This is a genomic window from Martelella limonii, assembly GCF_013344475.1.
Classification (GTDB): Bacteria; Pseudomonadota; Alphaproteobacteria; order Rhizobiales; family Rhizobiaceae; genus Martelella; species Martelella limonii.
This window is the reverse complement of the sequence record NZ_JABUOU010000002.1, coordinates 25,758-52,138: the sequence shown is the minus strand read 5'-3', so window position 1 is coordinate 52,138 and position 26,381 is coordinate 25,758. Positions and strand designations below refer to the sequence as shown.

Genomic DNA, 26,381 nt, shown 5'->3' with positions numbered 1-26,381 from the left:
TGTATGGAGCGATACAACCGCGCCAGAAGAGCAGCCGGCCTGGGATCAGGCCGGAAGAACGTTCTGGTTGAGATGCGTAAGCTCCCCAAGCATCTGCTCGATTCTGTTTTTGTGCTCGTGGTGGCTGGCTTCATCGAGTTCGCGGCGCAGCGTCGCAATCCGATCCTCGATGGCTTCAGACGCCTCACCCACCGGAACCGCCGTTTCGGCGAGCAGCGTGCAGGACTTGCCCTGGATATCGGCGAAGCCGTGAAACACCAGGAACTGGTATTCCTTGCCCTCGACGCTCTTGAAGCGGACCATGCCGGGACGGATCGTGGTCATGGTCGGCGCATGGTTCGGCATTACCGTCATTTCGCCTTCCGAACCCGGGATGACGATCGCATCCGTCTCCACCGAAGCGAGCAGCTTCTCGGGGGTCACCAGTTCGAAAACCATCGTGTCAGCCATGGGGTTTAACTTTCCCGTCTTCAGAATTTACCGGTGGGAAACTGGGCGGCGCAAGGCCGCCCGGCTTCGGGATCAGGCAGCGTCAGCCAGCTTCTTGGCCTTCTCGACGGCGTCGTCGATGGTGCCGACCATGTAGAAGGCAGCTTCCGGCAGGTGGTCATACTCGCCTTCGACCAGACCCTTGAACGAACGGATCGTGTCTTCGAGCGAGACCAGGATGCCCGGCGAACCGGTGAACACTTCGGCCACGTGGAACGGCTGCGACAGGAAGCGCTCGATCTTGCGGGCGCGGGCAACCGTGAGCTTGTCCTCTTCGGAAAGCTCGTCCATGCCGAGAATGGCGATGATGTCCTGGAGCGACTTGTAGCGCTGCAGGGTCGACTGAACCGAACGGGCAACCTGATAGTGCTCTTCGCCGACGATCATCGGGTCAAGCATGCGCGAGGTCGAATCGAGCGGGTCAACAGCCGGGTAGATACCCTTTTCAGCGATCGAACGCGACAGCGTGGTCGTTGCATCAAGGTGCGCAAACGACGTCGCAGGCGCCGGGTCGGTCAGGTCGTCGGCGGGAACGTAAATCGCCTGAACCGAGGTGATCGAGCCCTTGGTCGTGGTGGTGATGCGTTCCTGCAGCGCGCCCATATCGGTCGACAGTGTCGGCTGATAGCCAACGGCCGAAGGAATACGGCCGAGCAGAGCGGAAATTTCAGAACCGGCCTGCGTGAAGCGGAAGATGTTGTCCACGAAGAACAGAACGTCCTGGCCTTCGTCACGGAAGTTTTCCGCAATCGTCAGACCGGAAAGGGCAACGCGGGCACGCGCGCCCGGAGGCTCGTTCATCTGGCCGTAAACCAGCGCGCACTTCGAACCTTCGGCAGAACCGTTGTTCTCGGCCGGGTCGACGTTCACGTTGGATTCGATCATTTCGTGGTAAAGGTCGTTGCCTTCACGCGTGCGCTCGCCAACGCCTGCAAACACGGAATAGCCACCGTGTGCCTTGGCGATGTTGTTGATCAGTTCCTGAATGAGAACGGTCTTGCCAACGCCGGCGCCGCCGAACAGGCCGATCTTGCCGCCCTTGGCGTAAGGCGCCAGCAGGTCGACAACCTTGATGCCGGTGACCAGGATTTCCGCTTCGGTCGACTGATCGACATAGGGCGGGGCTTCCTGGTGGATGGCGCGCTTTTCCTTGGTCACGATCGGACCGACTTCGTCCACCGGCTCGCCGATGACGTTCATGATGCGGCCGAGCGTTTCGATACCGACCGGAACCTCGATCGGAGAGCCCGTATTCCTGACTTCCTGACCGCGAACGAGACCTTCGGTCGCGTCCATGGCGATGGTGCGGACTTCGTTTTCGCCGAGGTGCTGTGCGACCTCGAGAACGAGCCGGTTGCCGTGGTTGTCGGTTTCAAGCGCATTCATGATGGGAGGCAGTTCGCCATCAAAAGCGACGTCGACGACGGCGCCGATGATCTGCGTTACCCGACCGATAGAGGCCTCAGCCATGTTAAAACCCTCTTCTCAAGCTTTAGAGCGCTTCGGCGCCCGCGATAATTTCAATGAGTTCCGTGGTGATCTTTTCCTGGCGCTGACGGTTGTAGGAGAGCGTCAGCTTGCCGATCATCTCACCGGCATTGCGCGTGGCATTGTCCATCGCGGACATTTTCGCGCCCATCTCGCCAGCAACATTTTCGAGCAGAGCCCGGAAGATCTGGACCCGGATATTGAGCGGCACGATATCGTCGAGGATCGCCTCGGCGTTCGGCTCGTATTCGTAGAGCGCCGAACCTTCACGCACCTCTGCATCCGCCGGCGGAGCCGCCGGGATCAGCTGAAGCGCGGTCGGGATCTGCGCGATCACCGACTTGAACTCCGAATAGATCAGCGTGCAGACATCAAATTCACCGGCCTCGAACATCTCGATGACGCGGTTGCCGATGTCTTCAGCATTCTCGAAGCCGACGGTGCGCACGTCCCGCAGATCCTTGCGCTCGACGATCAGGTCGGCGAATTCACGGCGCAGCGCATCGTAGCCCTTGCGGCCAACGCAGAAAATCTTGACCGTCTTGCCCTCGGCGATCAGCTTGCGGGCGAGAAGCCGCGCATGCCGGGCGATCTGGGCATTGAAGCCGCCGCAAAGGCCGCGTTCGGCCGTGCAGACCACCAGCAGATGAACGTCATCCTTGCCGGTGCCCTTCATGAGCGCAGGCACTTCCTGGCCTTCGCCGACGGCAGCCGTAAGGTCGGCCATAACCGTCGCCATGCGCTCGGAGTAAGGCCGCGCGTTCTCGGCGGCCTCCTGCGCGCGACGCAGCTTCGCCGCAGCGACCATCTGCATCGCCTTGGTGATCTTCTGCGTCGCCTTCACCGAGGCAATGCGAAGCTTCAGATCCTTCAATGAAGCCATGGGTGTTCAGTCCCCGTCTGGTGTTACTTGGCCGAAAAGTTCTTCAGGAACGATTCGATCGCGGACTTCAGCTTCTGCTTCAGTTCGTCGCTCAGAGCCTTCTCGGTGCGGATGCCTTCGAGAACGTCCTTGGCTTCGCCGCGCATGTGCGACAGAAGGCCCTTTTCGAAAGCGCGAACCTGGTTGACAGGCAGCTTGTCGAGATAGCCGTTCACACCGGCAAAGATCACGGCAACCTGCTCTTCCGTCTTCAGCGGCGAGAACTGCGGCTGCTTCAGAAGCTCGGTCAGGCGTGCACCGCGGTTCAGCAGGCGCTGGGTCGCAGCATCAAGGTCCGAACCGAACTGGGCGAAGGCAGCCATTTCGCGATACTGGGCGAGCTCGCCCTTGATCGAACCGGCAACCTGCTTCATCGCCTTGATCTGAGCGGCAGAACCAACGCGCGAAACCGACAGACCAACGTTCACGGCCGGGCGGACGCCCTGGTAGAACAGGTCGGTTTCAAGGAAGATCTGGCCGTCGGTGATCGAGATCACGTTGGTCGGGATGAACGCCGAAACGTCGTTGCCCTGGGTTTCGATGACCGGCAGAGCCGTCAGCGAACCGGCGCCGCGCTCGTCGGAGAGCTTGGCAGCGCGCTCGAGGAGACGCGAGTGAAGGTAGAAAACGTCGCCCGGATAGGCTTCGCGGCCCGGCGGGCGGCGCAGCAGCAGCGACATCTGGCGATAGGCAACGGCCTGCTTGGACAGGTCGTCGTAGGCGATCAGGGCATGCATGCCGTTATCGCGGAAATATTCGCCCATGGCGCAGCCGGCGAACGGCGCGATATACTGCATCGGAGCCGGATCGGACGCGGTTGCGGCGATGACGATCGAATACTGCATCGCGCCGCGCTCTTCGAGCGTCTTCACGAACTGGGCAACGGTCGAACGCTTCTGACCGACAGCGACGTAGACGCAGTAAAGCTTGTCGGCGTCGGGGCCGTTGTCGTGGATCGGCTTCTGGTTCAGGAAGGTATCGAGAATGATCGCGGTCTTGCCGGTCTGGCGGTCGCCGATGACGAGCTCGCGCTGGCCACGACCAACTGGGATCAGGGCATCGATGGCCTTCAGGCCAGTCGACATCGGCTCATGAACCGACTTGCGCGGGATGATGCCCGGCGCCTTGACGTCGACAACCGAGCGGGTGTCGGAGTTGATCGGACCCTTACCGTCGATCGGGTTGCCGAGCGCGTCAACAACGCGGCCGAGCAGGCCCGGACCAACCGGAACATCCACGATGGCGCCGGTCCGCTTTACGACGTCGCCTTCCTTGATCTCGCGGTCGGAGCCGAAGATAACGACGCCGACATTGTCGCTTTCAAGGTTCAGCGCCATGCCGCGCACGCCGGCGGAGAACTCCACCATTTCGCCGGCCTGGACATTGTCGAGGCCGTAGACGCGGGCAATGCCGTCACCAACAGAAAGCACCTGGCCGACTTCCGAGACTTCCGCCTCATCGCCGAAATTTTTGATCTGCTCTTTCAGAATTGCGGAAATTTCCGCGGCCCGGATATCCATCAGCCAACCTCTTTCAGTGAAAGCTTAAGTTTGGAGAGTTTCGTGCGCAGGGACGTGTCGATCTGACGCGACCCCACCTTGACGATCATGCCGCCAAGAAGGGAAGCGTCTTCCGTGATGTCGAGGGACACATTCTTGCCCGTCACATCCTTCAGCGCAGTCTTCAGTTCCTGTTGTTGCTCATCCGACAGGGCATGCGCCACCGTCACTTCGGCCGTCATTTCGCCCCGATGGACAGCAACCGCGCCACGATAGGCGGTGATCATGCCCGGGAGGACGAACAGACGGCGGTTCTTTGCGACCAGCTTGACGAAATTCGCGGCGTAGCCGCCGACACCCGCCTTTGCCAGAACGGCGCTCACGGCCCTCAGCTGCTCATCGGCGCTGAAAGCGGGGCTCATCACAAGGCGCCGAAAGTCGTCGCTCTCCTTGAGCATGCCGTCGATCCGGTCGAGATCGGCGCCGACGGCGTCAATCTTGTCTTCTTCCTTGGCCAGTTCGAACAGCGAAGCGGCATAGCGCTCGGCAACGCTCGAAACAGATTGGGATAGGTCCGCCACAGGCACAGATTCCCTTTTTCAAAACCGGCCGGAGCGGAGACTTTCATCACCGCGACCAACCCTTAAAACTTCACAATATCCCCAGGAGAACGGCAGTGATCAAATCCGCCCTTCCCAATTAGTCGGGGTCCGTCTAGCACAGGTAATAGCGGACCGCAACACGCTCAAAGCCGCTTTGAAGCTTTGCCGCGTGTTTCTTGTTGCATTGTCTGGAACGCCCTGAAAATCCGAGATTTTACTGTCGGCATCAGCCGGCGCATCGTTGTCGAAATCATCTGAATTCATCCTCCCCGCAAAACAAGACTTTCGAGGCTCTGAGAACCGGACAGACCGGCATTCGGTGCCCCACCCAAGCCGACACTAGGCCCAGCCAAGCCCGTAAAGAAGCATGAACACGCCGGCGACGGCCTGGCAGGCGAGGAAGATTCCGCCCTTGATCGAGCGGCTCTTCAACGTCGCCATCCACAAAAGCCGCGTCAGGAAGCCGAAGATCAGCGCCAGCCCGAAGGTGCGATAGATCATCGGCTGATCGAACAAGAGCGCCATCAGCGACATTGCCGCGTATGTGCCGCCGATGAGCGAGCGGATATGCACGGTCTCGCCGTTCTCGACCTTCAGCCCTGAAAATCCGGTCAGCCCCAGCAGCTTCAGCGGTGCGAGCGCAACGACCAGGCCCCAGATCAGAATCACGATCGCCATGAACAGGGCAATCTGCCCCACGAAGCTTGCCGGCCAATAAAAACTCATGATGCACCCCTCCATATCATGCCGGGGCGCACAGCCCCTCGGGGCCCATTATCTAGAGAAAGCTCTGCGGGTCAATGTCGAGCTGGACGCGAACGGACCCGCGCGGCTTCGGCCCCTTCTCCAGCATCGCGACAAGAAAGGCCTGGATGTCATCCGACCGGCTGCCATGGACCAGAAGGCGGAACCGGTAGCGACCCCGGATCAGCGCCAGTGCAGCCTCTGCGGGACCAAGCACGCTGATCGACCGGCTGACGGGTGCGGCGGCACGGAGGCCCCGGGCGTGCACCTCGGCTTCGCTGCGGGTCTCGGCGGACACGATCACGGAGGCAAGCCTGCCGAAGGGCGGCAGGCCGCTCTTTTCACGCTCGCCTATCTCGCGCTGGTAGAAGCCTTCCGCCTCGCCGGAAATGATCGCCCGCATCACCGGATGGGTGGGCTGGTAGGTCTGGATCAGCCCCTGGCTCTTGAGGCCGGTGCGCCCTGCCCGGCCCGTCACCTGGGCGAGCAGCTGGAAGGTGCGCTCGGCCGCACGCGGATCGCCATTGGCAAGCCCGATATCGGCATCGACCACCCCCACCAGTGTCATCAGCGGAAAATTATGTCCCTTGGCAACCAGTTGGGTGCCGATGATGATATCGGCCTCGCCGTTTGCCACCGCCTCAAGCTCCAGCCTGAGCCGCTTCACCCCGCCCGAGAGATCGGAGGACAGCACGATCGTGCGTTTTTCCGGAAAATGATGTTCGACCTCCTCCGCGATCCGTTCCACCCCTGGCCCGCAGGCCACCAGATGGTCAAGCGTGCCGCATTCGGGGCAGGCCTCCGGCACATGCTCGGCATGTCCGCAGTGATGGCACATCAGTTGCCCCCGGAAGCGGTGCTCCACCAGCCAGCTCGAACAGTTCGGGCACTGGAAGCGATGACCACAGACGCGGCAAAGCGTCAGCGGCGCATAGCCGCGCCGGTTGAGGAACAGAAGCGCCTGCTCGCCCCGGCCAACGGTCTTTTCTACCGCCTTCAGCAGCACCGGCGACAGGAAACCGCCGCGCGCGGGAGGATCACGCCGCATGTCGATGGTCTTCAAATCCGGCAGCGCCGCCTCCGCAAACCGTCCCGGCAGATGAAGCCGCTCATAGCGCCCGGCAAGTGCATTCACCTGGCTTTCGACCGACGGCGTCGCCGAAGCGAGAACCACGGGAATATCGCCGATTCGCGCCCGCACAACGGCCATGTCGCGAGCATTGTAGAAGACGCGATCCTCCTGCTTGTAGGCGGTGTCGTGCTCCTCATCGACCACGATGAGACCGAGATCCTCGAAGGGCAGGAACAGCGAAGAGCGTGCGCCGGCGACAACACGGATCCGGCCTTCAGCCGTCTGGCGCCAGACCTTTTCACGCATGCGCGGCGCGAGCTCGGAATGCCACTCGCCGGGCTTTGAACCGAACCGGGCTTCGAATCGCTCGAGAAAGGCGGACGTCAGAGCGATTTCCGGCAGCAGGATCAGCACCTGCCGACCCTGCCGCAGCGTTTCGGCAATCGCCTCGAAATAGACCTCGGTCTTGCCGGACCCGGTCACGCCATCGATCAGCGTGACGCTGAAGCCCTTGCCGGCTACCTCGATCAGCCGCTGGGCGGCGACCGCCTGATCCGGTGACAACTCCGGCTGCTGATAGCCGGGCTCCGGTGCGCCGACCGCAGCCGGCGGCGGCAGGAAGACGGTATCGAAGACGCCCTGCTTCATCATGGTTTCCACCACGCTGGCACTCACGCCCGCAGCGCGGGCGAGACCAAGCCGAGTCCAGCCGAAACCGTCGGATGCCAGCTCCATCACCCGCGCGCGCGCGGGCGTCATCCGCTCTGGCGTGGTGCCCGTCAGCCGCAGGCCCTCGACCATCGGCTCAGGCTCAAGCGCCGTCGGGGCACGCACCGCCATGCGCGCCACCAGGCCCGGCGGCGTCAGCGTATAGGCGGCGACCCAGTTGATGAACTTCCGCATCTGCGCGCTGATCGGCGGGCAATCGAACAGATGCTCGATCGCCCTGAGCTTTTTCGGGTCGACCGACCCTGTCTCGTTGCCCTCGTCCCAGACGATGCCGATCACATTGCGCGGACCGACAGGCACCTGCACCACGGATCCGGGCACCACTGCCATGCCATCCGGCACGGCATAGGAATAGGGTCCTGCCACCGGCAGCGGCACCATCACCGGCACGCTGCGGCGCAGGCTTTGCTGTAGGGGTTTTCCGAAGAGATCAAGCGAATCTGAGGTCATGACTGGCAAGCTTGCCTGCCGTCGCGCTCAAAGTGAAGCGGCGATGCGGCTCAGGCAGCACCCTTTTCCGCGCTGTCCTCGTCCCTTGCCGGAACGCTCGGCAGAACGAAATCCGCGTCGGGATCCCTGGCGAGCGCGTGAACGGTATGGTTTTCCAGCGCCTGGGTCACATCGGCCGGATCGCCCTGAAGCTCTTCAGGCATGATCATCTTGCCGATGGTGAAATCGAACCGGTCGCCCTTCTTGTTCAGAAACTCGTGGAAAACGGTCATGTCGCGCAGTTCCGTCGACCATTTCGCGAACCAATAGAACAGGCCGGAGTTTCGTGCCTTCAGATGCACCGGCAGGATCGGCAGATTGTACTTGCGGGCAAAACCGATCGCCGAGGTCTTCCACGGGCGCTCGTTGAGCTTGCCATCCGCCCAATAGGCGATCCGGCCGGAAGGAAACAGCACCATTGCCTTCTCCTCCTTGATCGCATGATTGGTGATCTGCAGGGTCTCGCGCGCCTTGTCCTTGCTCTTGAATTCCTCGCGCCACTCCACCGGGATCATCATCTCGACAAGGCGCGGATTGACGCGCACTGCATCGCGGTTGGCGAAGAACATCATGTCCGGGCGGCGATCCTTCAGAAGGTCGAAAACCGCCACGCCATCGGCAATCCCGGTCGGATGGTTCGAGACCATGATGAAACCGCCCGTCTCCGGAATGCGCTCGCGACGCTGGCAGTTTATGTCGAGCGTCAACATGTCCGAAAGATACTGAAAGACGCCGAAGCCATCCGACGACTGCGTGTCCGTCACGAACTGCATCGCCTTGCTGTAGCCAAGCAGGGAATAGAGGAAAGGACGCATCACCGGCCAGAACGGACTGTGGACGATCTTCTGTCCGCGCTCGGCAATCAGAGTGTCGACGATATGGCCCGGACGTCCCCGCGAGACGAGCTCGATCGTCTCGGCAAAATGCGTCAATGCAGAAGTTGAATCACGGCGCGCCATATAAAGTCCCGTCAATGGTGGAAGGTCTATATCCCAAGTCGAGATGATAAGACAATGACGCCCCCCGCAGCATTATCGTTTTTCTAACGCTATTTAGTGCAGGATCGACGCCCGACAAGAATTCGTCAAGCGCCGCTGCCGGCTGCGAGCCCTGCATGCGCTTCGACCACCGAGGATGACGGCGAGCGCGCGATGGATAATATTCTGGTCCCGGCCGATGACGCGCTGATGGCGCTGAGAAAAGACTGGCTCGACACGATCGCCACCGAACGGCGGCTTGCCGCCCACACCGTCAATGCCTATGAGCGCGACACGCGGCAGTTCCTGACATTTCTCTGCGGCCATATCGCAGGCCCCGTCCGCCTCGCGGATATCAGCGTGCTCAGGCCGGCCGATATCCGCGCCTACCTGGCATTCCGCCGCCGGAACGGCGCTCAGGCGCGCACCCTTGGCCGAGATCTTGCCGGCATCCGGTCATTCCTGCGCTGGCTGGAAAAGCGGGGCCTCGCCAATGCCGCAGGCGTGCGCGCCATGCGCGCCCCGAAGCAGCCGAAATCCCTGCCGAAACCACTCAACGCAGACGATGCCATCGCGCTTTCGCGCGCCGACAGCCAGCTTGCGGAGGAGCCGTGGATCGCCGCCCGCAACGCCGCCGTGTTCTGCCTGCTCTATGGCTGCGGCCTGCGGATTTCCGAAGCGCTCGGCCTTTCGCCCGGCGATTTTGACGGCGCACCCGACGCGCTCCGCATCACCGGCAAGGGCAACAAGACCCGCATCGTGCCGCTTCTTCCCGCCGCCCTTGCCGCCGTGCAGGAATATATCCGGCTCTGTCCCCACCATCTGGCGCCCGAGGGCGCGCTGTTTATCGGGGTGCGCGGCAAGAAACTGCAGGCCGCAATCATCCAGCGCGAAATGCAGGCGATGCGCGGCGCGCTTGGGCTTTCCGACAAGGCGACCCCGCATGCGCTGCGTCACTCCTTCGCGACCCACCTGCTGGCCGCAGGCGGCGACCTGCGCACCATCCAGGAACTTCTCGGCCATGCAAGCCTCTCGACCACGCAGGTCTATACCGGTGTCGACACCGGCAGGCTCCTCGAGATCTACGACCGGGCACATCCCAGAAAATAAAAGGACACTTCCGTCGCAAGGCCCGCGGCGGAAGTGTCCTCAACCGGTTCGAGGTCGCGCTCCGCCCTTCACGGGCTTCGGGCGAACCGAACGCGCTTTGGTCAGCCTGCGTTGTGGTAGCCGATCATGAGCGGCTTCAGCGAGCCGTCGGGACGAACCTGATATGTGGTGTTGGCGTGCCAGCCCGGGCCATCACTGGTGGTCGTGGTGAACAGGTCTCCCGGAGCTGAAATCCGGGCGATTTCCCGATCGGCCGCGGTCACCTTCGGGCCGTACATCGACGGATTGAGCGGCTGGCCGGCAAGAGCGGCGCTCGAACCGATCATGAGCGTTGCAAGCGAAACAGCGATGATCTTCTTCATGGTGATACTCCCTTCACATCACTCGCGGAGCGGCAAACGCCTCTTCGCGGCAGAATCCTTACCGAAGACGACCGCGTACCGGAAGTGAAACTTTTGTTATTTTAGAAGTATTTTCAGTATGTTAATGATTTGTAATTTCAGAGAATGCGCATAATTACCGGGCTGGCGGCGCCAGAGCTGCGAGAGCCGCACCACTCAGGATCAGCATCATGCCGGCAAGTTCCACCGGGCCGGGAAACTGATCGAAGAACACGACGCCCCAGATTGCCGCAAACACCAGATAGGCATTGTCGAAAAGCCCAATCACCGGAGCGGGCGCCAAGCGGTACGCGCCGGCGACGGATGTCGCGATGATAACCATGAAGACAGCAAGCATGCCGAGCACCGCCCAGTCGCGCGCAGCCAGGACCGGCCACAGACTGAAAACGAATGAGCCGGGCGCATCAACGCCGACCATGGCGAGCCCGGCGATCAGCGCCGCTGCGGCAATGGTGAGCAAAACATTGAGATTGAACGCCATGGCGAAGGCCCCTTCATCCCGACATTTCTGCCAGGTGATAACGGCGGCAAGGGCGTAGCAGAACGCTGCGGCGAGCGGCAGCAGCACCCAGAATGTCGGCGCCTGCACGAATGGATTGACCGCGAGAAAAACGCCCGCCACGCCCAGGAAGACGGCGACCGTCCGCGTTCGCCCCAGAGGCTGCTTCAGGATCAACCGCGACAGCAGCGCCATCCACAACGGAGACGTGTAGAAACAGGCCGCCGCCAGCGCGAAGGAGAGCATGGGCAGCGCGGCGTAATAGAAGAGCCACATCGCAACGAGCGAGAGGCTTCTCAGCGTCACCCAAAGCGGCGCGCGAGTGATAATCTCGTGCCGCCAGAGCCTGGCAACGACAAAAAGCAGCAGGCAAGCGCCGAGCGATCGCAGCAGGATCAGTTGCGCCAGCCCATAACGCGCGCCCGAAAGCTTCACCACCGCATCGGAAAGTGACAGCAACAGCACGGCCGCAGTGATCAGAAAAATGCCGCTGAGCTGGCCGGTGGCGATTCGATGTTTCTCCATGCCGACAGCCAAGCAGATTTTCAGGCCTGCAGCGCGTGAATTTTTCTGAATTTATAAATGAACAGGGAAACAACCGCCGAAATCAATAATAAATGGAAATTACGTGGAAAAGAACTTGATAATTTAAAAACAGTATAAAATAATATTTTTTCAGGGAGATTATATCATGTATAGATTTACATTGACGGCGATTATGCTGCTGATCTCCACATCATTTGTCTCTGCCCATGGCGGCGGATGTCGCAAAAGCTCGCCGCCGGGCCAGTGCTGTCATATGGAAAAGGCCGTCGGCAAGGTGCATTGCCATTAGAGCGCCGTGCGTCGGAATTGACGCACCAGGACGCTCTAAACTTATTGAAAACTGCGCCTCAGCCGGTCGTCATACGCTTGATGATGTTGGTCTTCCAGTAGAGCTGATGAACGGCGACCGCGCCGATATGACCGACGATAAGAATCCACATCAACACCTTGAGCACGCCGCCATGGATTTCGGCCGCAAGGCCACTCCCGAGATAGTATCCGGCCATACCGGCCAACGGCATGCCGATGAACAGAAGATAGAACGTCCAGTGCGAGACCTTCGCAACCATGCGGAAGAAGGGCGGCTCGGCTTCGGGTTCCGGCGGCACGCCCTGTATCAACCGCAGCGCCAGCCGCAGTAGCGCCAGCACCAGTACGGTGATGCCGACATAGGCGTGAATATTGGCTGAGGCCACAACGTCAGCCGGCACTGGCTCGCCACGGAAGAACAGACCCGCCCAATGCTCCATGCCGTCGGCAAAGAGCAGATTGAACAGGATCAGAAGCGCCATCACCCAATGGAGGATGCGCTGCGGAAGAGAGAAGGAAACTGGAGTTCGGCGCACAGGATTTATCCTTGTTATCAATAACTTATTCGGACAATCCATGAAACGAAAATGCGGCCTGCAAAGCAAGCCGCACTTTCCGAAGTGACAAAGATTTCATGAATGGCGGCTCAAACCGCCCTCACCCTACATATGGATCGGCTTGAAGAAGGCGCCGAGAGCTGCTTCCTTCACCGCTTCCGACATGGTGGGGTGCGCATGGCAGGTGCGGCCGAGGTCTTCAGAAGAACCGCCGAACTCCATCAGCACCGCCGCCTCGTGGATCATCTCGCCGGCGCCGAAGCCGACGATATGGACGCCGAGAACACGGTCGGTTTCCTTGTCGGCGAGCACCTTGACGAAGCCGTCGGTCGCTTCCATCGCACGCGCGCGGCCATTGGCCATGAACGGGAATTTCCCGACATTATAGGCGACGCCGTCCTTCTTCAGCTCTTCTTCGGTCCTGCCGACGGAGGCGACTTCCGGCTGAGTGTAGACCACACTCGGGATCACCTCGTAATTCACGTGACCGGCCTGACCGGCGAGGATTTCGGCAAGCGCAACGCCCTCATCCTCGGCCTTGTGGGCGAGCATCGGGCCCTTGACCACATCGCCGATCGCATAGATGCCGTCGACATTGGTCTTGAAGTGGCCGTCGATCTCGACCCGGCCGCGATCGTCGAGCTTGACGCCGGCCTCTTCGAGACCGAGACCCTCGGTATAGGGCTTGCGACCCGTCGAAATCAGCACGATGTCGGCATCGAGCGTTTCTGCATCGCCACCCTTGACCGGTTCGAACGTCACCTTCGCGCCGCTATCGCCCTTCTCCACCGCCGTCACCTTGGCGGAGAGCTTGAACTCGATCCCCTGCTTGGCAAGGATCTTCTGGAACTGCTTGGAGGCTTCGCCATCCATCGGCCCGAGGATCTTGTCCAGGAACTCGACAACGGTAACCTTGGCGCCGAGGCGCGACCAGACCGATCCGAGCTCGAGACCGATGACGCCACCGCCGACGACGATCATCTTTTCCGGCACCTTCGTCAGCGCGATGCCGCCGGTCGATGACACGATGGTCTGCTCGTCGATCTCGACATCAACGCCGGGAATGCCGGCGACATCCGAGCCGGTGGCGATCACGATGTTCTTGGCTTCAAGCTCTTCGGTCGAACCGTCTTCCTTCGTGACCTGAACCTTGCCGGCGGATACGATCTTGCCGGTGCCCTGAATGCCGTCGATCTTGTTCTTCTTGAACAGGAAGGCGACGCCTTCGACATTCGACTTCACCACCGCGTCCTTGTGGCCCATCAGCTTTTCGTGGTCGAGTTCGACGCCGGAAAGCTTGATGCCGAGGCTTTCCATGCCATGGGCGGCGTGGGCATAGGTTTCCGATGCGTGCAGCAGCGCCTTGGAGGGAATGCAGCCGATGTTGAGGCAGGTGCCGCCATAGGTGGCGCGCTTTTCAACGACGGCGACCTTCATGCCGAGCTGCGAAGCCTTGACCGCGCAGACATAGCCGCCGGGGCCGGAGCCGATTACGATGAGATCATAGGACATAAGATTTCCTTCTCTTTATTGAGGTCATCGCCGATGCGAAGGATAGGCGCTTCATGACCATGTTTGGTGCGGCCGGAGGCCAGATATATCAAGGTCGATTAGCCCGCCTTCTCCGTCGCCAGCTTCAGGCCGAAGGCAATGAAGACGGCGCCGCTGGCGCGGTTGATCCAAACACTCGCCCTTTCGAAAGCAGCACGCATGCGCGGCGTCGTCAGGAAGAACGATACGCCGACGAACCAGGCGATCAGGCAGGATGCCATGACGACGCCATAACCGAACTTCACCAGCACAGGCGTTTCGTGGCTGACCACGGTGGAGAAGATCGACAGGAAGAACAGCACCGGTTTCGGGTTCAGCGCATTGGCAAGGAAGCCGAGTGAAAACGCCTTGGCCGCGCCCTGTCGGGCACGCGGTGCGGCATCGGCTATGGCGGGAACTTCGGTCTTGCCGGCGCGAAGCGACTGGATGCCGAGGTAGATCAGATAGGCCGCACCCGCCCATTTGATCATGTTGAACACCATGATCGACTGCGAGATGATCAGGCCCAGCCCCATGATCGTATAGCTGACATGAAACATCAGCGAGGAGCCGACGCCGAAGCTGCTCAGCACAGCCGAGCGCCTGCCATGCACCAGCGCCTGCCGGATGATCATCGCGGTATCCGCGCCGGGAGCGACGATGGCAAAGGAGAAGATCGCCATCAATGACGCGAGCTCGATCAGATATTGATGATCCATGACGGGCTTCCCGGTTTCTATTGCCTGCTGAGCGCGAGTTTAACGCCGAAACCGGCAAAGGCCAGCGCAACGCTGCGCCGCATCCAGGCCATCGCCCGCGCGCTGGAAAGCACGCGGTCGCGCATCAGCCCGGAAAACTGTCCGTACACGACGAACACCACAAAGGTCATCGCCATGAACACGGCCGAAAGCAACAGCATCTGAAGGATCGGCGACGCGGCTTCAGGAGAGACGAACTGCGGGAGAAAGGCGAGGAAAAACACGGAGAGCTTGGGGTTCAGGATATTGATCAGGAAGCCGTTGCGGGCAACCGCAAACAGACTGCGGGCCGGCATGCCCTCACCCGAGACCCTGAGCGTGCCGCGATCCTTCAGCGTCTGCCAGGCGAGATAGAGGAGATACGCAACACCCGCAAATTTCACAGTCTGGAACAGAAGCGCACTGCTGTGGAACAGGGCTGCAAGGCCGAAGACAGAGGCAAGGATTGCAGGAATGATGCCAAGCGTGCAACCGAAGGCAGCCGCTATGCTGGCAAGCCGGCCCTGCGACAGGCCGGTGGCCAGCGTGTAGACCACGCCCGTGCCGGGAGCCAGAACAACAATCAGCGCCGTAATCAGAAATTCGATGCTCATGGTCCGGCTCCCCGGTTTGCTGGATCAGAGATCGAGAACGAGACGTTCCGGATCTTCGAGGGTTTCCTTGACGCGCACCAGGAAGGTTACGGCTTCCTGACCGTCGACCATGCGGTGGTCGTAGGAGAGCGCCAGATACATCATCGGGCGGATGACGACCTGACCGCCAATTGCCATCGGACGCTCCTGGATCTTGTGCATGCCGAGAATGCCGGACTGCGGTGCGTTCAGGATCGGCGAGGACATCAGCGAACCGTAGACGCCGCCATTGGTGATGGTGAAGGTGCCGCCCTGCATGTCCGCCATCGAAAGCTGGCCGCTGCGGGCAGCCTTCGCAAGCCGTGCGATTTCGGCTTCGATCTCGGCGATCGACATCTCATCGGCGTTTCGCACCACCGGAACCACCAGGCCCTTGTCGGTGCCGACAGCCATGCCGATGTGGCAGAACTTCTTGTAGATGATGTCGGTTCCGTCGATCTCGGCATTGACCGCCGGGATTTCCTTCAGCGCATGGCAGACGGCCTTGGTGAAGAAGCCCATGAAGCCGAGCTTGACATCATGCTTCTTCAGGAAAAGGTCCTTGTACTTGTTGCGCATCGCCATCACGGCCGTCATGTCCACCTCGTTATAGGTGGTCAGCATCGCGGCCGTGTTCTGGGCATCCTTGAGGCGCTTGGCAATGGTCTGACGAAGGCGGGTCATCTTGACGCGCTCTTCGCGGTCGGCATCCTCGACGGGGGCAGGCGCGCGCGGAGCAGACTTTGCTTCCGATGCGGCCGGCGCAGACGTGCCCTTGGCGGCAGCCGCGATCACGTCGCCCTTCAGGACCTGGCCACGCTTGCCGGAACCTTCGACCTGATCTTCAGAAATGTTCTTTTCGGCCATCATCTTGGCAGCGGCGGGAGCGGCCGGCATGTCGCCCGACTTGGCCTCGGACTTTTCTTCAGCCTTTGCTTCCGCCTTGGGTGCTTCTTCCTTGGAAGCCTCCTGCTTCGGCTCTTCCTTCTTCTCGGCTGGCGCAGCGCCGCTGCCTTCGCCGATCTGGCCCAGAAGGGCGTTCAGCTCAACCGTTTCGCCTTCAGCGGCGACGATCTCGGAAAGAACGCCGGAGGCAGGTGCCGGAACCTCGATCGTCACCTTGTCGGTTTCCAGTTCGAGGATCGGCTCGTCGGCATTGATGGCGTCGCCAACCTTCTTGTACCAGGTGCCGACAGTGGCTTCGGTAACGGATTCGCCCAGAGTGGGAACGCGGATTTCAGTGGCCATTTTGGATGTCCCGATCTTGATAATGTCTGTTTGACGTCGCGCATCTGGCGACTTGCGCATGCCGGGCTCCTCAACCCGGCATGCTGGTTCAATCACTCGCCGAGCGCGTCTTCCAGGAAAGCCTCAAGCTGCGCCAGGTGGCGCGACATCAGACCCGTTGCGGTGGAAGCCGCAGCAGCACGTCCTGCATAGCGCGCCCTGGTATGCTTGGCGTCGATATGCGTCAGCACCCATTCCAGATAGGGCTCGATGAACGACCAGGCGCCCATGTTCTTCGGCTCTTCCTGGCACCATACGATCTCGGCGTTCTTGAACCGCGACAGCATGTTGATGAGCGCCTTGGCGGGGAACGGATAGAGCTGTTCCACGCGCAGCAGGTAGATATCGTTGATGCCGCGCTTCTCGCGCTCTTCGAACAGGTCGTAATAGACCTTGCCGGTGCAGAGCACGACGCGACGGATCTTCGCGTCCTTGACCAGCTTGATCGGCGTGTCGTGTTCGACGGCATCATCCCACAACAGGCGGTGGAAGGCGGTCTCGCCGGCCATCTCCGACAGCGTCGACGTTGCCCGCTTGTGGCGCAGCAGCGACTTCGGCGTCATCAGGATCAGCGGCTTGCGGAAGTCGCGCTTCAGCTGGCGGCGCAGGATGTGAAAGTAGTTCGCCGGCGTGGTGCAGTTGGCAACCTGCATGTTGTCCTCGGCGCACATCTGCAGCCAGCGTTCCAGGCGTGCGGAGGAGTGTTCCGGACCCTGGCCCTCATAGCCATGCGGCAGAAGGCAGACGAGGCCGGACATGCGCAGCCACTTGCGTTCGCCCGACGAGATGAACTGGTCGAAGATCACCTGGGCGCCGTTGGCGAAGTCGCCGAACTGGGCTTCCCAGAGCGTCAGCGCATTCGGCCGGGCCAGCGAATAGCCGTATTCGAAGCCGAGCACGGCCTCTTCCGACAGCATCGAGTTGATGACCTCGTAGCGGCCCTGCGCCTGATGGATGTGCTGGAGCGGAATGTAGCGCTCCTCGGTTTCCTGATCGTAGAGCACCGAATGACGCTGCGAGAACGTGCCGCGCTCGACATCCTGACCGGAGAGGCGCACCTTGAAGCCCTCATGGCAGAGCGAACCGAAGGCAAGCGCCTCGGCCATCGCCCAGTCGATCCCCTCGCCCGTCTCGATCATCTTCGAGCGGTTGTCGAGGAAACGCTGCACGGTCTTGTGCACGTTGAAGCCTTCGGGAACCTCGGTCAGCTTCTTGCCGATTTCCTTCAGCGTCTTCATCGGCATCGAGGTCTTGCCGCGGCGCAGTTCATCCGCATTGTCGGCAGCGCGCAGACCGGACCACTCGCCGTCCAGCCAGTCGGCCTTGTTCGGCTTGTAGGAAGAGCCCGCCTCGAATTCCTGCTCCAGGAAATCCTTCCAGTCCGAAAGCATGCCTTCGAACTCTTCCTTGGAGATCAGGCCTTCCTTGATCAGACGTTCGGCATAAAGCTGGGTCACGGTCTGGTGGCCGCGGATCGCCTTGTACATCTTCGGCTGCGTGAATGAAGGCTCGTCGCCCTCATTGTGGCCGAAGCGACGATAGCAGAACATGTCGATGACGACCGGCTTGTGGAACTTCATCCGGAACTCGGTCGCAACCTTTGCGGCATAGACCACCGCTTCCGGATCGTCGCCATTGACGTGGAAGATCGGCGCCTCGATCATCTTCGCCACATCCGACGGATAGGGCGAGGAACGCGAGAAGGCCGGATTGGTGGTAAATCCGATCTGGTTGTTGACGATGAAGTGCACCGTGCCGGCAACGCGGTGGCCGCGCAGGCCGGAAAGGCCGAGCACTTCGGCAACCACGCCCTGGCCTGCGAAAGCCGCATCGCCGTGCAGCAGCAGCGGCATGACCTTGGCGCGCTCGGACTGCGGCACGATCTCGCCTTCGCGCTGGGTGGCAATGATATCCTGCTTGGCGCGGGCCTTGCCCATGACCACCGGGTCGACGATTTCCAGATGCGACGGGTTTGCCGTCAGCGACAGGTGGACATTGTTGCCGTCGAATTCGCGGTCGGAGGAGGCACCTAGATGGTACTTCACGTCGCCCGAACCCTCGACATCATCGGGCTTGAACGAACCGCCCTTGAACTCGTGGAAGATCGCGCGGTGGGTCTTGCCCATCACCTGGGAAAGCACGTTGAGGCGGCCGCGGTGGGGCATGCCGAGCACGACTTCCTTCAGCCCCAGCGAACCGCCGCGCTTGATGATCTGCTCCATCGCCGGGATCAGCGATTCGCCGCCATCGAGACCGAAGCGCTTGGTGCCCTTGTACTTGGTGTCGAGGAACTTCTCGAAGCCTTCCGCTTCGATCAGCTTCTGAAGGATCGCCTTCTTGCCGTTTTCGGTGAAGGAAATGCTCTTTTCAGGGCCTTCGATCCGTTCCTGGATCCAGGACTTCTCTTCCGGGTTGGAGATATGCATGAATTCGACGCCGAGCGTCGAGCAATAGGTCCGCGTCAGGATATCGATCATCTGCGGGATCGTGGCGTATTCCAGACCCAGCACGTTGTCGATGAAGATCTCGCGGCTGTTGTCTTCGTCGGTAAAGCCGTAAGCCTTGGGAGAAAGCTCGTTGTAATCGTCATCCGCCATGCCGGCGAGGCCGAGCGGGTCGAGCTTGGCATGGAGGTGGCCGCGCATGCGGAAGGCGCGGATCATCATTAGCGCGCGCACGGAATCGCGGGTGGCGCGCAGGACTTCCTCGCCCGAAAGCGCCTTGCCTTCGGAGGCTGCCTTGGCGGTGAGCTTCTTTTCCACCACGCGCTCGACATCGCCCCAATTGCCGTCAAGGGCGGCGGTCAACTCGTCGGCAGGCTTGACCGGCCAGTTGTCCCTCTTCCAGGAGGCGCCTTCGGCAGCGCGCTTGACCGCATCCGGATCATCGCCGAGCGCCTTGAAGAAATCGCGCCACTCTTCCGAAACGGAATTCGGATCATCCTCATAGGCCGCGTAGAGATGCTCGATATAGGTCGCATTGGCCCCATCGAGAAACGAGGTCAGGAGAAATTGTTCGTTGGCTTCTTGCCTGGACATGTGCTTGCGCGGACGAACTCGCCCGCCTCCCGCTTGAAACGGCGAAACCGGCCCAAGAGCCGGATCACCCGATGAAAAAACCGTCGCCGTGAGATCACGACAAAGACGGTATTTTCGTGACGACCCGGGGGCCGTCACGCAGTCGTTCTAAACTGGATCAGCCCTTCAGGACTTCAACCAGCGTCTTGCCGAGACGGGCCGGAGACGGCGACACCGTGATGCCGGCCGATTCCATCGCCTCGATCTTGTCTTCCGCGCCGCCCTTGCCGCCCGAAATCACGGCGCCGGCATGGCCCATGGTGCGGCCGGGAGGGGCCGTGCGGCCCGCGATGAAGCCGACCATCGGCTTCTTGCGGCCCTTCTTGGCCTCGTCCTTCAGGAACTGGGCGGCTTCTTCCTCTGCCGAGCCGCCGATCTCACCGATCATGATGATCGACTTGGTGGCGTCGTCGGCGAGGAACATTTCCAGCATGTCGATGAACTCGGTGCCCTTGACCGGATCGCCGCCAATGCCGACAGCCGTTGTCTGGCCGAGGCCTTCATTGGTGGTCTGGAACACGGCTTCATAGGTGAGCGTGCCGGAGCGCGACAGGACGCCGACCGAACCCGGCTTGAAGATCGAGCCCGGCATGATGCCGATCTTGCATTCTTCAGGGGTCAGGACGCCCGGGCAGTTCGGTCCGATCAGACGCGACTTCGACTTGTCGAGCTTCGCCTTGACCTTGACCATGTCGGCGACCGGAATGCCTTCCGTGATGCAGATGATCAACGGAATTTCGGCTTCGATCGCCTCGATGATCGCAGCGCCCGCACCTGCCGGCGGAACATAGATCACGGACGCATCGGCGCCGGTGCGCTCCTTGCCTTCGGCAACCGAGGCAAAGATCGGCAGATGGGTGCCGTCAACGCCGGACGACCACTCGGTGCCACCCTTCTTCGGGTGGATACCGCCGACCATCTTGGTGCCGTAATAGGCCAGCGCCTGCTCGGTGTGAAACGTACCGGTCTTGCCGGTGAGGCCCTGAACCAGAACCTTGGTGTCTTTGTTGACCAGAATGGACATGGGTACTCAGGCCTCCTTAACGGCCGAAACGATTTTCTGGGCCGCGTCGTCGAGATCATCGGCGGAGATGACGTTCAGGCCGCTCTCGTTGATGATCTTCTTGCCGAGTTCGACATTGGTGCCTTCGAGACGGACAACCAGCGGAACCTTGAGGCCGACTTCCTTGACGGCCGCGATCACGCCTTCGGCGATCACATCGCAGCGCATGATGCCGCCGAAGATGTTGACCAGAATGCCCTTAACGGCCGGATCGGCGGTGATGATCTTGAAGGCCGCCGTGACCTTTTCCTTGGAAGCGCCGCCACCGACATCGAGGAAGTTCGCGGGCTCCGCGCCGTAGAGCTTGATGATGTCCATGGTCGCCATGGCAAGGCCTGCACCGTTGACCATGCAGCCGATATTGCCTTCGAGCGCGACATAGGCGAGGTCATATTTCGATGCCTCGATTTCCTTCTCGTCCTCTTCGGTCGTGTCGCGCAGCGCCTTGACATCGTCGTGGCGGAACAGCGCGTTGCCGTCGAAGGAGACCTTGGCGTCGAGAACGCGCAGATGGCCGTTTTCCATGACGATCAGCGGGTTGATCTCGAGCAGGCTCATGTCCTTTTCGACAAAGGCCCGGTAGAGGATCGGGAACAGGCGCTCGGCATCGTTGGCCGCATCGCCCTCAAGTTTCAGCGCTTCGCAAAGCGCCTTGACGTTGGACGCGGTAACGCCGGTTTCCGGATCGATCGGAACGGTCACGATCTTGTCGGGCGTTTCCTCGGCAACGGCCTCGATGTCCATGCCGCCTTCGGTCGAAACCACGAAGGCCACCTGGCCGACGGCGCGGTCGACGAGCAGCGAGCAGTAAAGCTCGCGGTCGATATCGGCGCCATCTTCGAGGTAGAGACGGTTGACCTGCTTGCCGGCCGGGCCGGTCTGCTTCGTCACCAGCGTGTTGCCGAGCATTTCGTCAACGAACGCCTTCACTTCGTCGGCAGACTTGGCAAGGCGAACGCCGCCTTTGGAATCGGGGCCGAGTTCCTTGAACTTGCCCTTGCCGCGGCCACCGGCGTGGATCTGGCTCTTGACCACATAGAGCGGGCCGGGAAGCTTGGCGACGGCAGCGTCGACTTCATCCTTGGTCAGGATGGCGACGCCATCGGCCACCGGCGCGCCGTAGCTCTTCAGAAGAGCCTTGGCCTGATATTCATGAATATTCATTCGATATCCGTCCTTTTAGAGAAAGGGATTTCGGCGCGCGCTTACTTCAGCGCGGGCGCGATTTCCTTGCAGGCGTCGCAGAGGCCCTTCACGGCATCGACGGACTTGTCGAAACCGACCTTGTCTTCGCCTTCCAGCGGAATTTCAACGATGCGCTCGACACCGCCTTCGCCGATGACGATCGGAACGCCGACATACATGCCGTCAACGCCGTATTCACCGGTGAGGTGCGCAGCCGCCGGCAGAACGCGCTTCTTGTCCTTGAGGTAGCTTTCAGCCATGGCGATCGCCGAGGCAGCCGGCGCGTAATAGGCCGAGCCGTTCTTCAGCAGGGCAACGATCTCGCCGCCGCCGCCGCGAGTACGGGTGATGATCGCGTCGAGCTTTTCCTGGGTGGTCCAGCCCATCTTGACCAGATCGGGAAGCGGAATGCCTGCAACCGTCGAGTACTGAGCGACCGGAACCATGGTGTCGCCATGGCCGCCGAGAACGAAGGCGGTGACGTCTTCAACGGAGACGTTGAATTCTTCGGCAAGGAAGTAGCGGAAGCGGGCGCTGTCGAGAACGCCGGCCATGCCGACAACCTTGTTGGCCGGAAGGCCGGAGAACTTCTGAAGCGCCCAGACCATCGCATCGAGCGGGTTGGTGATGCAGATCACGAAGGCGTTCGGGGCGTGCTGGGCAATGCCCGCGCCAACCGATTCCATGACCTTCAGATTGATGCCGAGCAGATCGTCGCGGCTCATGCCGGGCTTGCGCGGCACGCCTGCGGTGACGATGCAGACATCGGCGCCGGCAATGGCGGAATAGTCGGATGCGCCGGTCATCTTTGCGTCGAAGCCGTCGACGGGCGAGGACTCGGCGATGTCGAGCGCCTTGCCCTGCGGCAGACCATCGGCGATGTCGAACAGAACGACGTCGCCCAGTTCCTTGAGGCCGGCCAGATGCGCCAGCGTGCCCCCGATCATGCCAGAACCGATCAATGCGATTTTATTGCGCGCCATGAAAGTATCCTCTGAAATCCATTGCTGAGCGTGCTCAAGGGCAAGCCCATTGTCGCAAGTTGGGATATCGCCAAACCGCCATTTTTTCAACCGGTTTTTCGGACGCTAATATTTTCAATCGGTTATATGTAAATTATTTGACGTATAGGTAAATATTAGCAGAAATCCTGCCTCTTTTCCGCCTACTTGTCGGCCCACCGCGCCTTGTGCGCTGCAAGATAATCGCTGCTGCGCATCTCGAACAGCCGCGAGGCGGTGCGCTCGAATTCGAACCCTTCGCGCCCCTTGCGCTCCGGCAGCAACGCCTCCGGCATGGCCTCAGCGGAGATCACGGTGCGAATGGTCTGGTCGTAGAGCGTATCGATCAGCATGATGAAGCGCTTAATTTCATTGCGGCTATCGCTGCTCATCACCGGCACGCCATCAATGAAGACCGTGCGGTAGCGCTTGGCGATTGCCAGATAGTCCGTTCCGCCGAGCGGCTTCCTGCACAGATCGTCGAAGCTGAACCGGGCAATCTGCCCGCAAGCCCTTGGCACCTGCAGCACACGGCCGCGCATTTCGATCTCTTCGGCCGCGCCCTCCCTGCCGCCCGTGAGCATGGTCCAGTTCTCATCCATCCGGGACGCCGTCGCCGCATCGAGAGGCGTCAGGTAGACCGGGCGGCCTTCGAATTTTTCCATCCGGTAGTCGGTAGCAGAATCGAGTGTCGTTACCGTGACATTCTTCTTCAACACATCCACGAAGGGCAGGAAAAGCGCGCGATTGAGCCCATCCTTGTAGAGGTCGTCGGGGGCGACATTGGAAGTTGCGACGAGCACGCAGCCGCGCTGGAAAAGCGCGGAAAACAGCCGGGACAGGATCATCGCGTCGGCGATATCGGTCACCGTGAATTCGTCGAAGCAGAGAAGCCGGCTCTCGGCGATGATCTCGTCGGCCACCGGGCCGATCGGATCGGCCTCCTTCACCTCTCCCGCCGAGAGCTTGCGACGATAGACGTTCAGCCGGTCCTGCACATCGGCCATGAAGCCGAGAAAGTGCGAGCGGCGCTTGTCGGCGACCGGCGCCAGATCGAAAAACATGTCCATCAGCATGGTCTTGCCGCGCCCGACGCTGCCGAAGATGTAAAGCCCGGGGGTTACCGGGCCATCCGCCTTGCCGCCGCCGAAGAGACGCGAAAGCAGACCGCCCTTGCGCGGTTCAGGCGCCGCCCTCAGCCCCTCCAGCACCGCATCGAGCTCAGCGGCAACGGCGCTTTGCGCGCTGTCTTCCGCAAGCTTGTTGTCATCAATGAGCGCTTTCAGGCGCTCGGTCACAGTCGCCGCCATGGATAGTTCCGATTTTGAAGGGGAGCGTGCAAGGCAGCGCCTTGAGCGCGCTATGCTGGAGGATCAGAAAAAAGGGCCCTTGCGGGCCCTTCTCGTCAGCGGCTCAGCACCACCTGCTGGCCGGAGCCGCTGGTGCCTTCGATACGGGTATCGCCTGTCTTGTAAAGACGCGCGATCGCATAGCCATTGGCATCGCTCAGGACAACCTGATCGCCGTTGATGCCCCAGGACTTCATGGCGGAAAGCCCGCCGGTGCAGCCGCGCGTACCGCCGCGCAGGCCTTCGCCGAGATTGGTCAGCGTCAGGAACATGTCGCAGTTCACGCCGCCTTCGCTGACCTTCCAGCTGCCGACAAGCGCCGAATTCGTAATCGCCATCGCGCCTGCAGGAGCCGCAACGCTGCCCATGCCGCCCGGGGTTTCGGCAACACCCGGCGCAGGCGGGTAGGCGCTTGCCGACACCGCGCCATCCGTGGTGGCGCCAGGCATGGCGGTTCCGGTCGTGGTGCCGGGATAGGCAGATGCGCCGCCGGGCGGAGGAAGCGATCCGCTCTGAACCTGACCTGTCGGGGCCGGCGCAAGCGGCTGCGGCGGCGGAGGCACCGGCTGGGAATAATCATAGGTCGTGCGCTGACATGCGCTGAGCGCGATAACGCTGCCAAGCGCCAGAACCAACCATGTTTTTTGAACCACCATATTTCCCTCCTGCTGCCGCTGGCAGATGTGGTTGATGTCGCAGGATGACGATGGGCCGCCACCGCAAGGCTTTCGAAAGCTACCCATTAGATAGCGACAAACGCGCAGAACGAAAAGGCGCTGTTTCCGCTAAATGGGGCGAAACTCTATCAATTCAAGCGTTACCATGAACCGGATCAATTGCAAATCTCGGCCCTTCCTTCAAAGGTTGTATTGCAAGATCGCGCGGTTAAGGTGGATCGAGGCAAACCAAGACAAATTGGAAATGATATGCAGAGAACCCTTATCCTGAGCCTGTTGATCCTGCCGCTCGCGACCGCATCCTGCACCACGCGTGGCGCGGACTATGAGGACCTGGTTGCCCAGAACTACAAGACCAGCAAGCTCATGAAGAACAAGGCGGGCCTGCCGGGATGGGAGGTCACCAACGGCGAGAACACGTATTTCTGCAGAATGGCTGCCACGATAGCGGTCGGCGACAATGATACCTACAACCCGTTCGACAACCCCAAGCTCAGCGATCTCGAAGCAGGCCGGCCGCGTCCCAAGGACGCCAAAAGATGCCTGCAAATGTGATGGCGGAAGATAAACAGGCGTCCGCCGCCGGCTCTCACCAGCGGCGGACGAAAACAGAGATCAGACCGAGCGCTCGACCATCATCTTCTTGATGCCGGCGATCGCCTTGGCCGGGTTCAGGCCCTTCGGACAGGCTTGGGTGCAGTTCATGATGGTGTGGCAGCGATAGAGCCGGAAGGGATCTTCCAGATTGTCGAGCCGCTCGCCGGTGGCCTCGTCTCTGCTATCGATCAGCCAGCGATAGGCCTGCAGCAGCACGGCCGGACCGAGATAGCGGTCGCCGTTCCACCAGTAGGACGGGCACGAGGTCGAGCAGCAGGCGCAGAGGATGCACTCGTAAAGACCGTCGAGCTTCACCCGATCCTCATGGCTCTGCTTCCATTCCTTCGCAGGCGTGGGCGAGACGGTCTGAAGCCAGGGTTCGATCGAGCGGTGCTGGGCGTAGAAGTTGTTGAGGTCCGGCACCAGATCCTTGACCACCGGCATGTGCGGCAGCGGGTAGATCTTCACCTCGCCCTTGATGTCGTCCATGCCCTTGGTGCAGGCAAGCGTGTTGGTGCCGTCGATGTTCATCGCGCACGAACCGCAGATGCCCTCGCGACAGGACCGGCGCAGCGTCAGCGTCGGGTCGATGTTGTTCTTGATGTACAAAAGCGCATCGAGAACCATCGGGCCGCAATCATCGAGATCGATGAAATAGGTGTCGATCGACGGGTTCTCGCCCGAATCCGGGTTCCAGCGATAGATCTTGAACTCGCGAAGATTGGTGGCGCCCTCCGGCTTCGGCCAGGTCTTGCCGGTCTTGATCTTCGAGTTCTTGGGAAGCGTGAATTCAACCATTTCCTGTTCCTCTCG

24 protein-coding genes are annotated in these 26,381 nt (G+C 61.0%); 2 read left to right on the top strand and 22 right to left on the bottom strand.

What is annotated here, in order from left to right; genetic code table 11:
* Positions 1 to 45: 45 nt before the first annotated feature.
* From HPQ62_RS05400 to HPQ62_RS05365, 8 genes are all read right to left on the bottom strand, one after another.
* Entirely contained in the window at positions 46 to 450 is a 405-nt protein-coding gene (locus tag HPQ62_RS05400) for a F0F1 ATP synthase subunit epsilon (RefSeq protein WP_174801509.1), read from the bottom strand.
* 72 nt (positions 451 to 522) lie between these two features.
* Complete coding sequence (atpD, locus tag HPQ62_RS05395) at positions 523 to 1,959, bottom strand: F0F1 ATP synthase subunit beta (RefSeq protein WP_174801508.1); 1,437 nt, start codon at positions 1,957 to 1,959, stop codon at positions 523 to 525.
* A gap of 22 nt (positions 1,960 to 1,981) precedes the next feature.
* Positions 1,982 to 2,860, bottom strand: coding sequence for a F0F1 ATP synthase subunit gamma (locus HPQ62_RS05390; protein WP_174801507.1), 879 nt, complete (start codon positions 2,858 to 2,860; stop codon positions 1,982 to 1,984).
* 23 nt (positions 2,861 to 2,883) lie between these two features.
* Positions 2,884 to 4,419, bottom strand: coding sequence for a F0F1 ATP synthase subunit alpha (gene atpA / locus HPQ62_RS05385; RefSeq protein ID WP_174801506.1), 1,536 nt, complete (start codon positions 4,417 to 4,419; stop codon positions 2,884 to 2,886).
* Positions 4,419 to 4,985, bottom strand: coding sequence for a F0F1 ATP synthase subunit delta (locus tag HPQ62_RS05380; protein WP_174801505.1), 567 nt, complete (start codon positions 4,983 to 4,985; stop codon positions 4,419 to 4,421). The genes atpA and HPQ62_RS05380 overlap by 1 nt, the downstream gene beginning before the upstream one ends.
* Positions 4,986 to 5,339: 354 nt before the next feature.
* Complete coding sequence (locus HPQ62_RS05375) at positions 5,340 to 5,726, bottom strand: hypothetical protein (protein ID WP_174801504.1); 387 nt, start codon at positions 5,724 to 5,726, stop codon at positions 5,340 to 5,342.
* Between the two features lie 52 nt (positions 5,727 to 5,778).
* A complete protein-coding gene (locus tag HPQ62_RS05370) occupies positions 5,779 to 7,995 on the bottom strand; it encodes a primosomal protein N' (protein ID WP_174801503.1) in 2,217 nt (738 codons plus the stop codon).
* Positions 7,996 to 8,045: 50 nt separating this feature from the next.
* Positions 8,046 to 8,993 carry a GNAT family N-acetyltransferase gene (locus HPQ62_RS05365; RefSeq protein ID WP_174801502.1) on the bottom strand — a complete coding sequence of 316 codons (948 nt, stop codon included), beginning with the start codon at positions 8,991 to 8,993 and terminating at the stop codon, positions 8,046 to 8,048.
* A 192-nt stretch (positions 8,994 to 9,185) separates the two neighbouring features.
* On the opposite strand from HPQ62_RS05365, the gene HPQ62_RS05360 reads away from it, so the two are divergent.
* Positions 9,186 to 10,121, top strand: a complete 936-nt coding sequence (locus HPQ62_RS05360; RefSeq protein WP_174801501.1) for a tyrosine recombinase XerC — start codon at positions 9,186 to 9,188, stop codon at positions 10,119 to 10,121.
* A gap of 101 nt (positions 10,122 to 10,222) precedes the next feature.
* Here HPQ62_RS05360 and HPQ62_RS05355 read toward each other — a convergent pair whose 3' ends face one another.
* From HPQ62_RS05355 to HPQ62_RS05295, 13 genes are all read right to left on the bottom strand, one after another.
* Complete coding sequence (locus tag HPQ62_RS05355; protein WP_174801500.1) at positions 10,223 to 10,483, bottom strand: hypothetical protein; 261 nt, start codon at positions 10,481 to 10,483, stop codon at positions 10,223 to 10,225.
* Positions 10,484 to 10,637: 154 nt separating this feature from the next.
* Entirely contained in the window at positions 10,638 to 11,546 is a 909-nt protein-coding gene (locus tag HPQ62_RS05350; protein WP_174801499.1) for a DMT family transporter, read from the bottom strand.
* 368 nt (positions 11,547 to 11,914) lie between these two features.
* The gene (locus HPQ62_RS05345) at positions 11,915 to 12,454 is read right to left on the bottom strand and encodes a cytochrome b (protein WP_174801929.1); all 540 of its coding nucleotides are present in this window, start codon (positions 12,452 to 12,454) and stop codon (positions 11,915 to 11,917) included.
* 84 nt (positions 12,455 to 12,538) lie between these two features.
* Complete coding sequence (gene lpdA / locus HPQ62_RS05340; protein WP_174801498.1) at positions 12,539 to 13,945, bottom strand: dihydrolipoyl dehydrogenase; 1,407 nt, start codon at positions 13,943 to 13,945, stop codon at positions 12,539 to 12,541.
* 98 nt (positions 13,946 to 14,043) lie between these two features.
* The gene (locus HPQ62_RS05335; RefSeq protein ID WP_174801497.1) at positions 14,044 to 14,682 is read right to left on the bottom strand and encodes a LysE family transporter; all 639 of its coding nucleotides are present in this window, start codon (positions 14,680 to 14,682) and stop codon (positions 14,044 to 14,046) included.
* Positions 14,683 to 14,699: 17 nt separating this feature from the next.
* Complete coding sequence (locus HPQ62_RS05330; protein WP_174801496.1) at positions 14,700 to 15,314, bottom strand: LysE family translocator; 615 nt, start codon at positions 15,312 to 15,314, stop codon at positions 14,700 to 14,702.
* Between the two features lie 24 nt (positions 15,315 to 15,338).
* The gene (odhB, locus tag HPQ62_RS05325; RefSeq protein WP_174801495.1) at positions 15,339 to 16,580 is read right to left on the bottom strand and encodes a 2-oxoglutarate dehydrogenase complex dihydrolipoyllysine-residue succinyltransferase; all 1,242 of its coding nucleotides are present in this window, start codon (positions 16,578 to 16,580) and stop codon (positions 15,339 to 15,341) included.
* A 92-nt stretch (positions 16,581 to 16,672) separates the two neighbouring features.
* On the bottom strand, positions 16,673 to 19,657 hold the full coding sequence (locus HPQ62_RS05320; RefSeq protein ID WP_174801494.1) for a 2-oxoglutarate dehydrogenase E1 component: 2,985 nt from the start codon (positions 19,655 to 19,657) through the stop codon (positions 16,673 to 16,675).
* Positions 19,658 to 19,814: 157 nt separating this feature from the next.
* Positions 19,815 to 20,720 carry a succinate--CoA ligase subunit alpha gene (gene sucD, locus HPQ62_RS05315; RefSeq protein ID WP_174801493.1) on the bottom strand — a complete coding sequence of 302 codons (906 nt, stop codon included), beginning with the start codon at positions 20,718 to 20,720 and terminating at the stop codon, positions 19,815 to 19,817.
* Positions 20,721 to 20,726: 6 nt separating this feature from the next.
* Positions 20,727 to 21,923 (bottom strand): ADP-forming succinate--CoA ligase subunit beta, encoded by a 1,197-nt coding sequence (gene sucC, locus HPQ62_RS05310; RefSeq protein ID WP_174801492.1) that lies wholly within the window; start codon positions 21,921 to 21,923, stop codon positions 20,727 to 20,729.
* 41 nt (positions 21,924 to 21,964) lie between these two features.
* Complete coding sequence (gene mdh / locus HPQ62_RS05305; protein WP_174801491.1) at positions 21,965 to 22,927, bottom strand: malate dehydrogenase; 963 nt, start codon at positions 22,925 to 22,927, stop codon at positions 21,965 to 21,967.
* Between the two features lie 182 nt (positions 22,928 to 23,109).
* Positions 23,110 to 24,255 (bottom strand): cell division protein ZapE, encoded by a 1,146-nt coding sequence (gene zapE, locus HPQ62_RS05300; protein ID WP_174801490.1) that lies wholly within the window; start codon positions 24,253 to 24,255, stop codon positions 23,110 to 23,112.
* A gap of 95 nt (positions 24,256 to 24,350) precedes the next feature.
* The gene (locus HPQ62_RS05295) at positions 24,351 to 24,950 is read right to left on the bottom strand and encodes a protease inhibitor Inh/omp19 family protein (protein ID WP_174801489.1); all 600 of its coding nucleotides are present in this window, start codon (positions 24,948 to 24,950) and stop codon (positions 24,351 to 24,353) included.
* 270 nt (positions 24,951 to 25,220) lie between these two features.
* On the opposite strand from HPQ62_RS05295, the gene HPQ62_RS05290 reads away from it, so the two are divergent.
* Positions 25,221 to 25,526, top strand: a complete 306-nt coding sequence (locus tag HPQ62_RS05290) for a hypothetical protein (protein ID WP_174801488.1) — start codon at positions 25,221 to 25,223, stop codon at positions 25,524 to 25,526.
* A 60-nt stretch (positions 25,527 to 25,586) separates the two neighbouring features.
* On the opposite strand, the gene HPQ62_RS05285 is transcribed toward HPQ62_RS05290, so the two are convergent.
* A complete protein-coding gene (locus HPQ62_RS05285; protein WP_174801487.1) occupies positions 25,587 to 26,366 on the bottom strand; it encodes a succinate dehydrogenase iron-sulfur subunit in 780 nt (259 codons plus the stop codon).
* Between the last annotated feature and the right edge of the window lie 15 nt (positions 26,367 to 26,381).

Bases quoted from the DNA above. Each gene is read 5' to 3' on its own strand.
- HPQ62_RS05400 (WP_174801509.1), bottom strand. From the start codon at position 450: ATGGCTGACACGATGGTTTTCGAACTGGTGACCCCCGAGAAGCTGCTC.
- atpD (WP_174801508.1), bottom strand. From the start codon at position 1,959: ATGGCTGAGGCCTCTATCGGTCGGGTAACGCAGATCATCGGCGCCGTC.
- HPQ62_RS05390 (WP_174801507.1), bottom strand. From the start codon at position 2,860: ATGGCTTCATTGAAGGATCTGAAGCTTCGCATTGCCTCGGTGAAGGCG.
- atpA (WP_174801506.1), bottom strand. From the start codon at position 4,419: ATGGATATCCGGGCCGCGGAAATTTCCGCAATTCTGAAAGAGCAGATC.
- HPQ62_RS05375 (WP_174801504.1), bottom strand. From the start codon at position 5,726: ATGAGTTTTTATTGGCCGGCAAGCTTCGTGGGGCAGATTGCCCTGTTC.
- HPQ62_RS05370 (WP_174801503.1), bottom strand. From the start codon at position 7,995: ATGACCTCAGATTCGCTTGATCTCTTCGGAAAACCCCTACAGCAAAGC.
- HPQ62_RS05365 (WP_174801502.1), bottom strand. From the start codon at position 8,993: ATGGCGCGCCGTGATTCAACTTCTGCATTGACGCATTTTGCCGAGACG.
- HPQ62_RS05360 (WP_174801501.1), top strand. From the start codon at position 9,186: ATGGATAATATTCTGGTCCCGGCCGATGACGCGCTGATGGCGCTGAGA.
- HPQ62_RS05355 (WP_174801500.1), bottom strand. From the start codon at position 10,483: ATGAAGAAGATCATCGCTGTTTCGCTTGCAACGCTCATGATCGGTTCG.
- HPQ62_RS05350 (WP_174801499.1), bottom strand. From the start codon at position 11,546: ATGGAGAAACATCGAATCGCCACCGGCCAGCTCAGCGGCATTTTTCTG.
- HPQ62_RS05345 (WP_174801929.1), bottom strand. From the start codon at position 12,454: ATGGATTGTCCGAATAAGTTATTGATAACAAGGATAAATCCTGTGCGC.
- lpdA (WP_174801498.1), bottom strand. From the start codon at position 13,945: ATGTCCTATGATCTCATCGTAATCGGCTCCGGCCCCGGCGGCTATGTC.
- HPQ62_RS05335 (WP_174801497.1), bottom strand. From the start codon at position 14,682: ATGGATCATCAATATCTGATCGAGCTCGCGTCATTGATGGCGATCTTC.
- HPQ62_RS05330 (WP_174801496.1), bottom strand. From the start codon at position 15,314: ATGAGCATCGAATTTCTGATTACGGCGCTGATTGTTGTTCTGGCTCCC.
- odhB (WP_174801495.1), bottom strand. From the start codon at position 16,580: ATGGCCACTGAAATCCGCGTTCCCACTCTGGGCGAATCCGTTACCGAA.
- HPQ62_RS05320 (WP_174801494.1), bottom strand. From the start codon at position 19,657: ATGTCCAGGCAAGAAGCCAACGAACAATTTCTCCTGACCTCGTTTCTC.
- sucD (WP_174801493.1), bottom strand. From the start codon at position 20,720: ATGTCCATTCTGGTCAACAAAGACACCAAGGTTCTGGTTCAGGGCCTC.
- sucC (WP_174801492.1), bottom strand. From the start codon at position 21,923: ATGAATATTCATGAATATCAGGCCAAGGCTCTTCTGAAGAGCTACGGC.
- mdh (WP_174801491.1), bottom strand. From the start codon at position 22,927: ATGGCGCGCAATAAAATCGCATTGATCGGTTCTGGCATGATCGGGGGC.
- zapE (WP_174801490.1), bottom strand. From the start codon at position 24,255: ATGGCGGCGACTGTGACCGAGCGCCTGAAAGCGCTCATTGATGACAAC.
- HPQ62_RS05295 (WP_174801489.1), bottom strand. From the start codon at position 24,950: ATGGTGGTTCAAAAAACATGGTTGGTTCTGGCGCTTGGCAGCGTTATC.
- HPQ62_RS05290 (WP_174801488.1), top strand. From the start codon at position 25,221: ATGCAGAGAACCCTTATCCTGAGCCTGTTGATCCTGCCGCTCGCGACC.
- HPQ62_RS05285 (WP_174801487.1), bottom strand. From the start codon at position 26,366: ATGGTTGAATTCACGCTTCCCAAGAACTCGAAGATCAAGACCGGCAAG.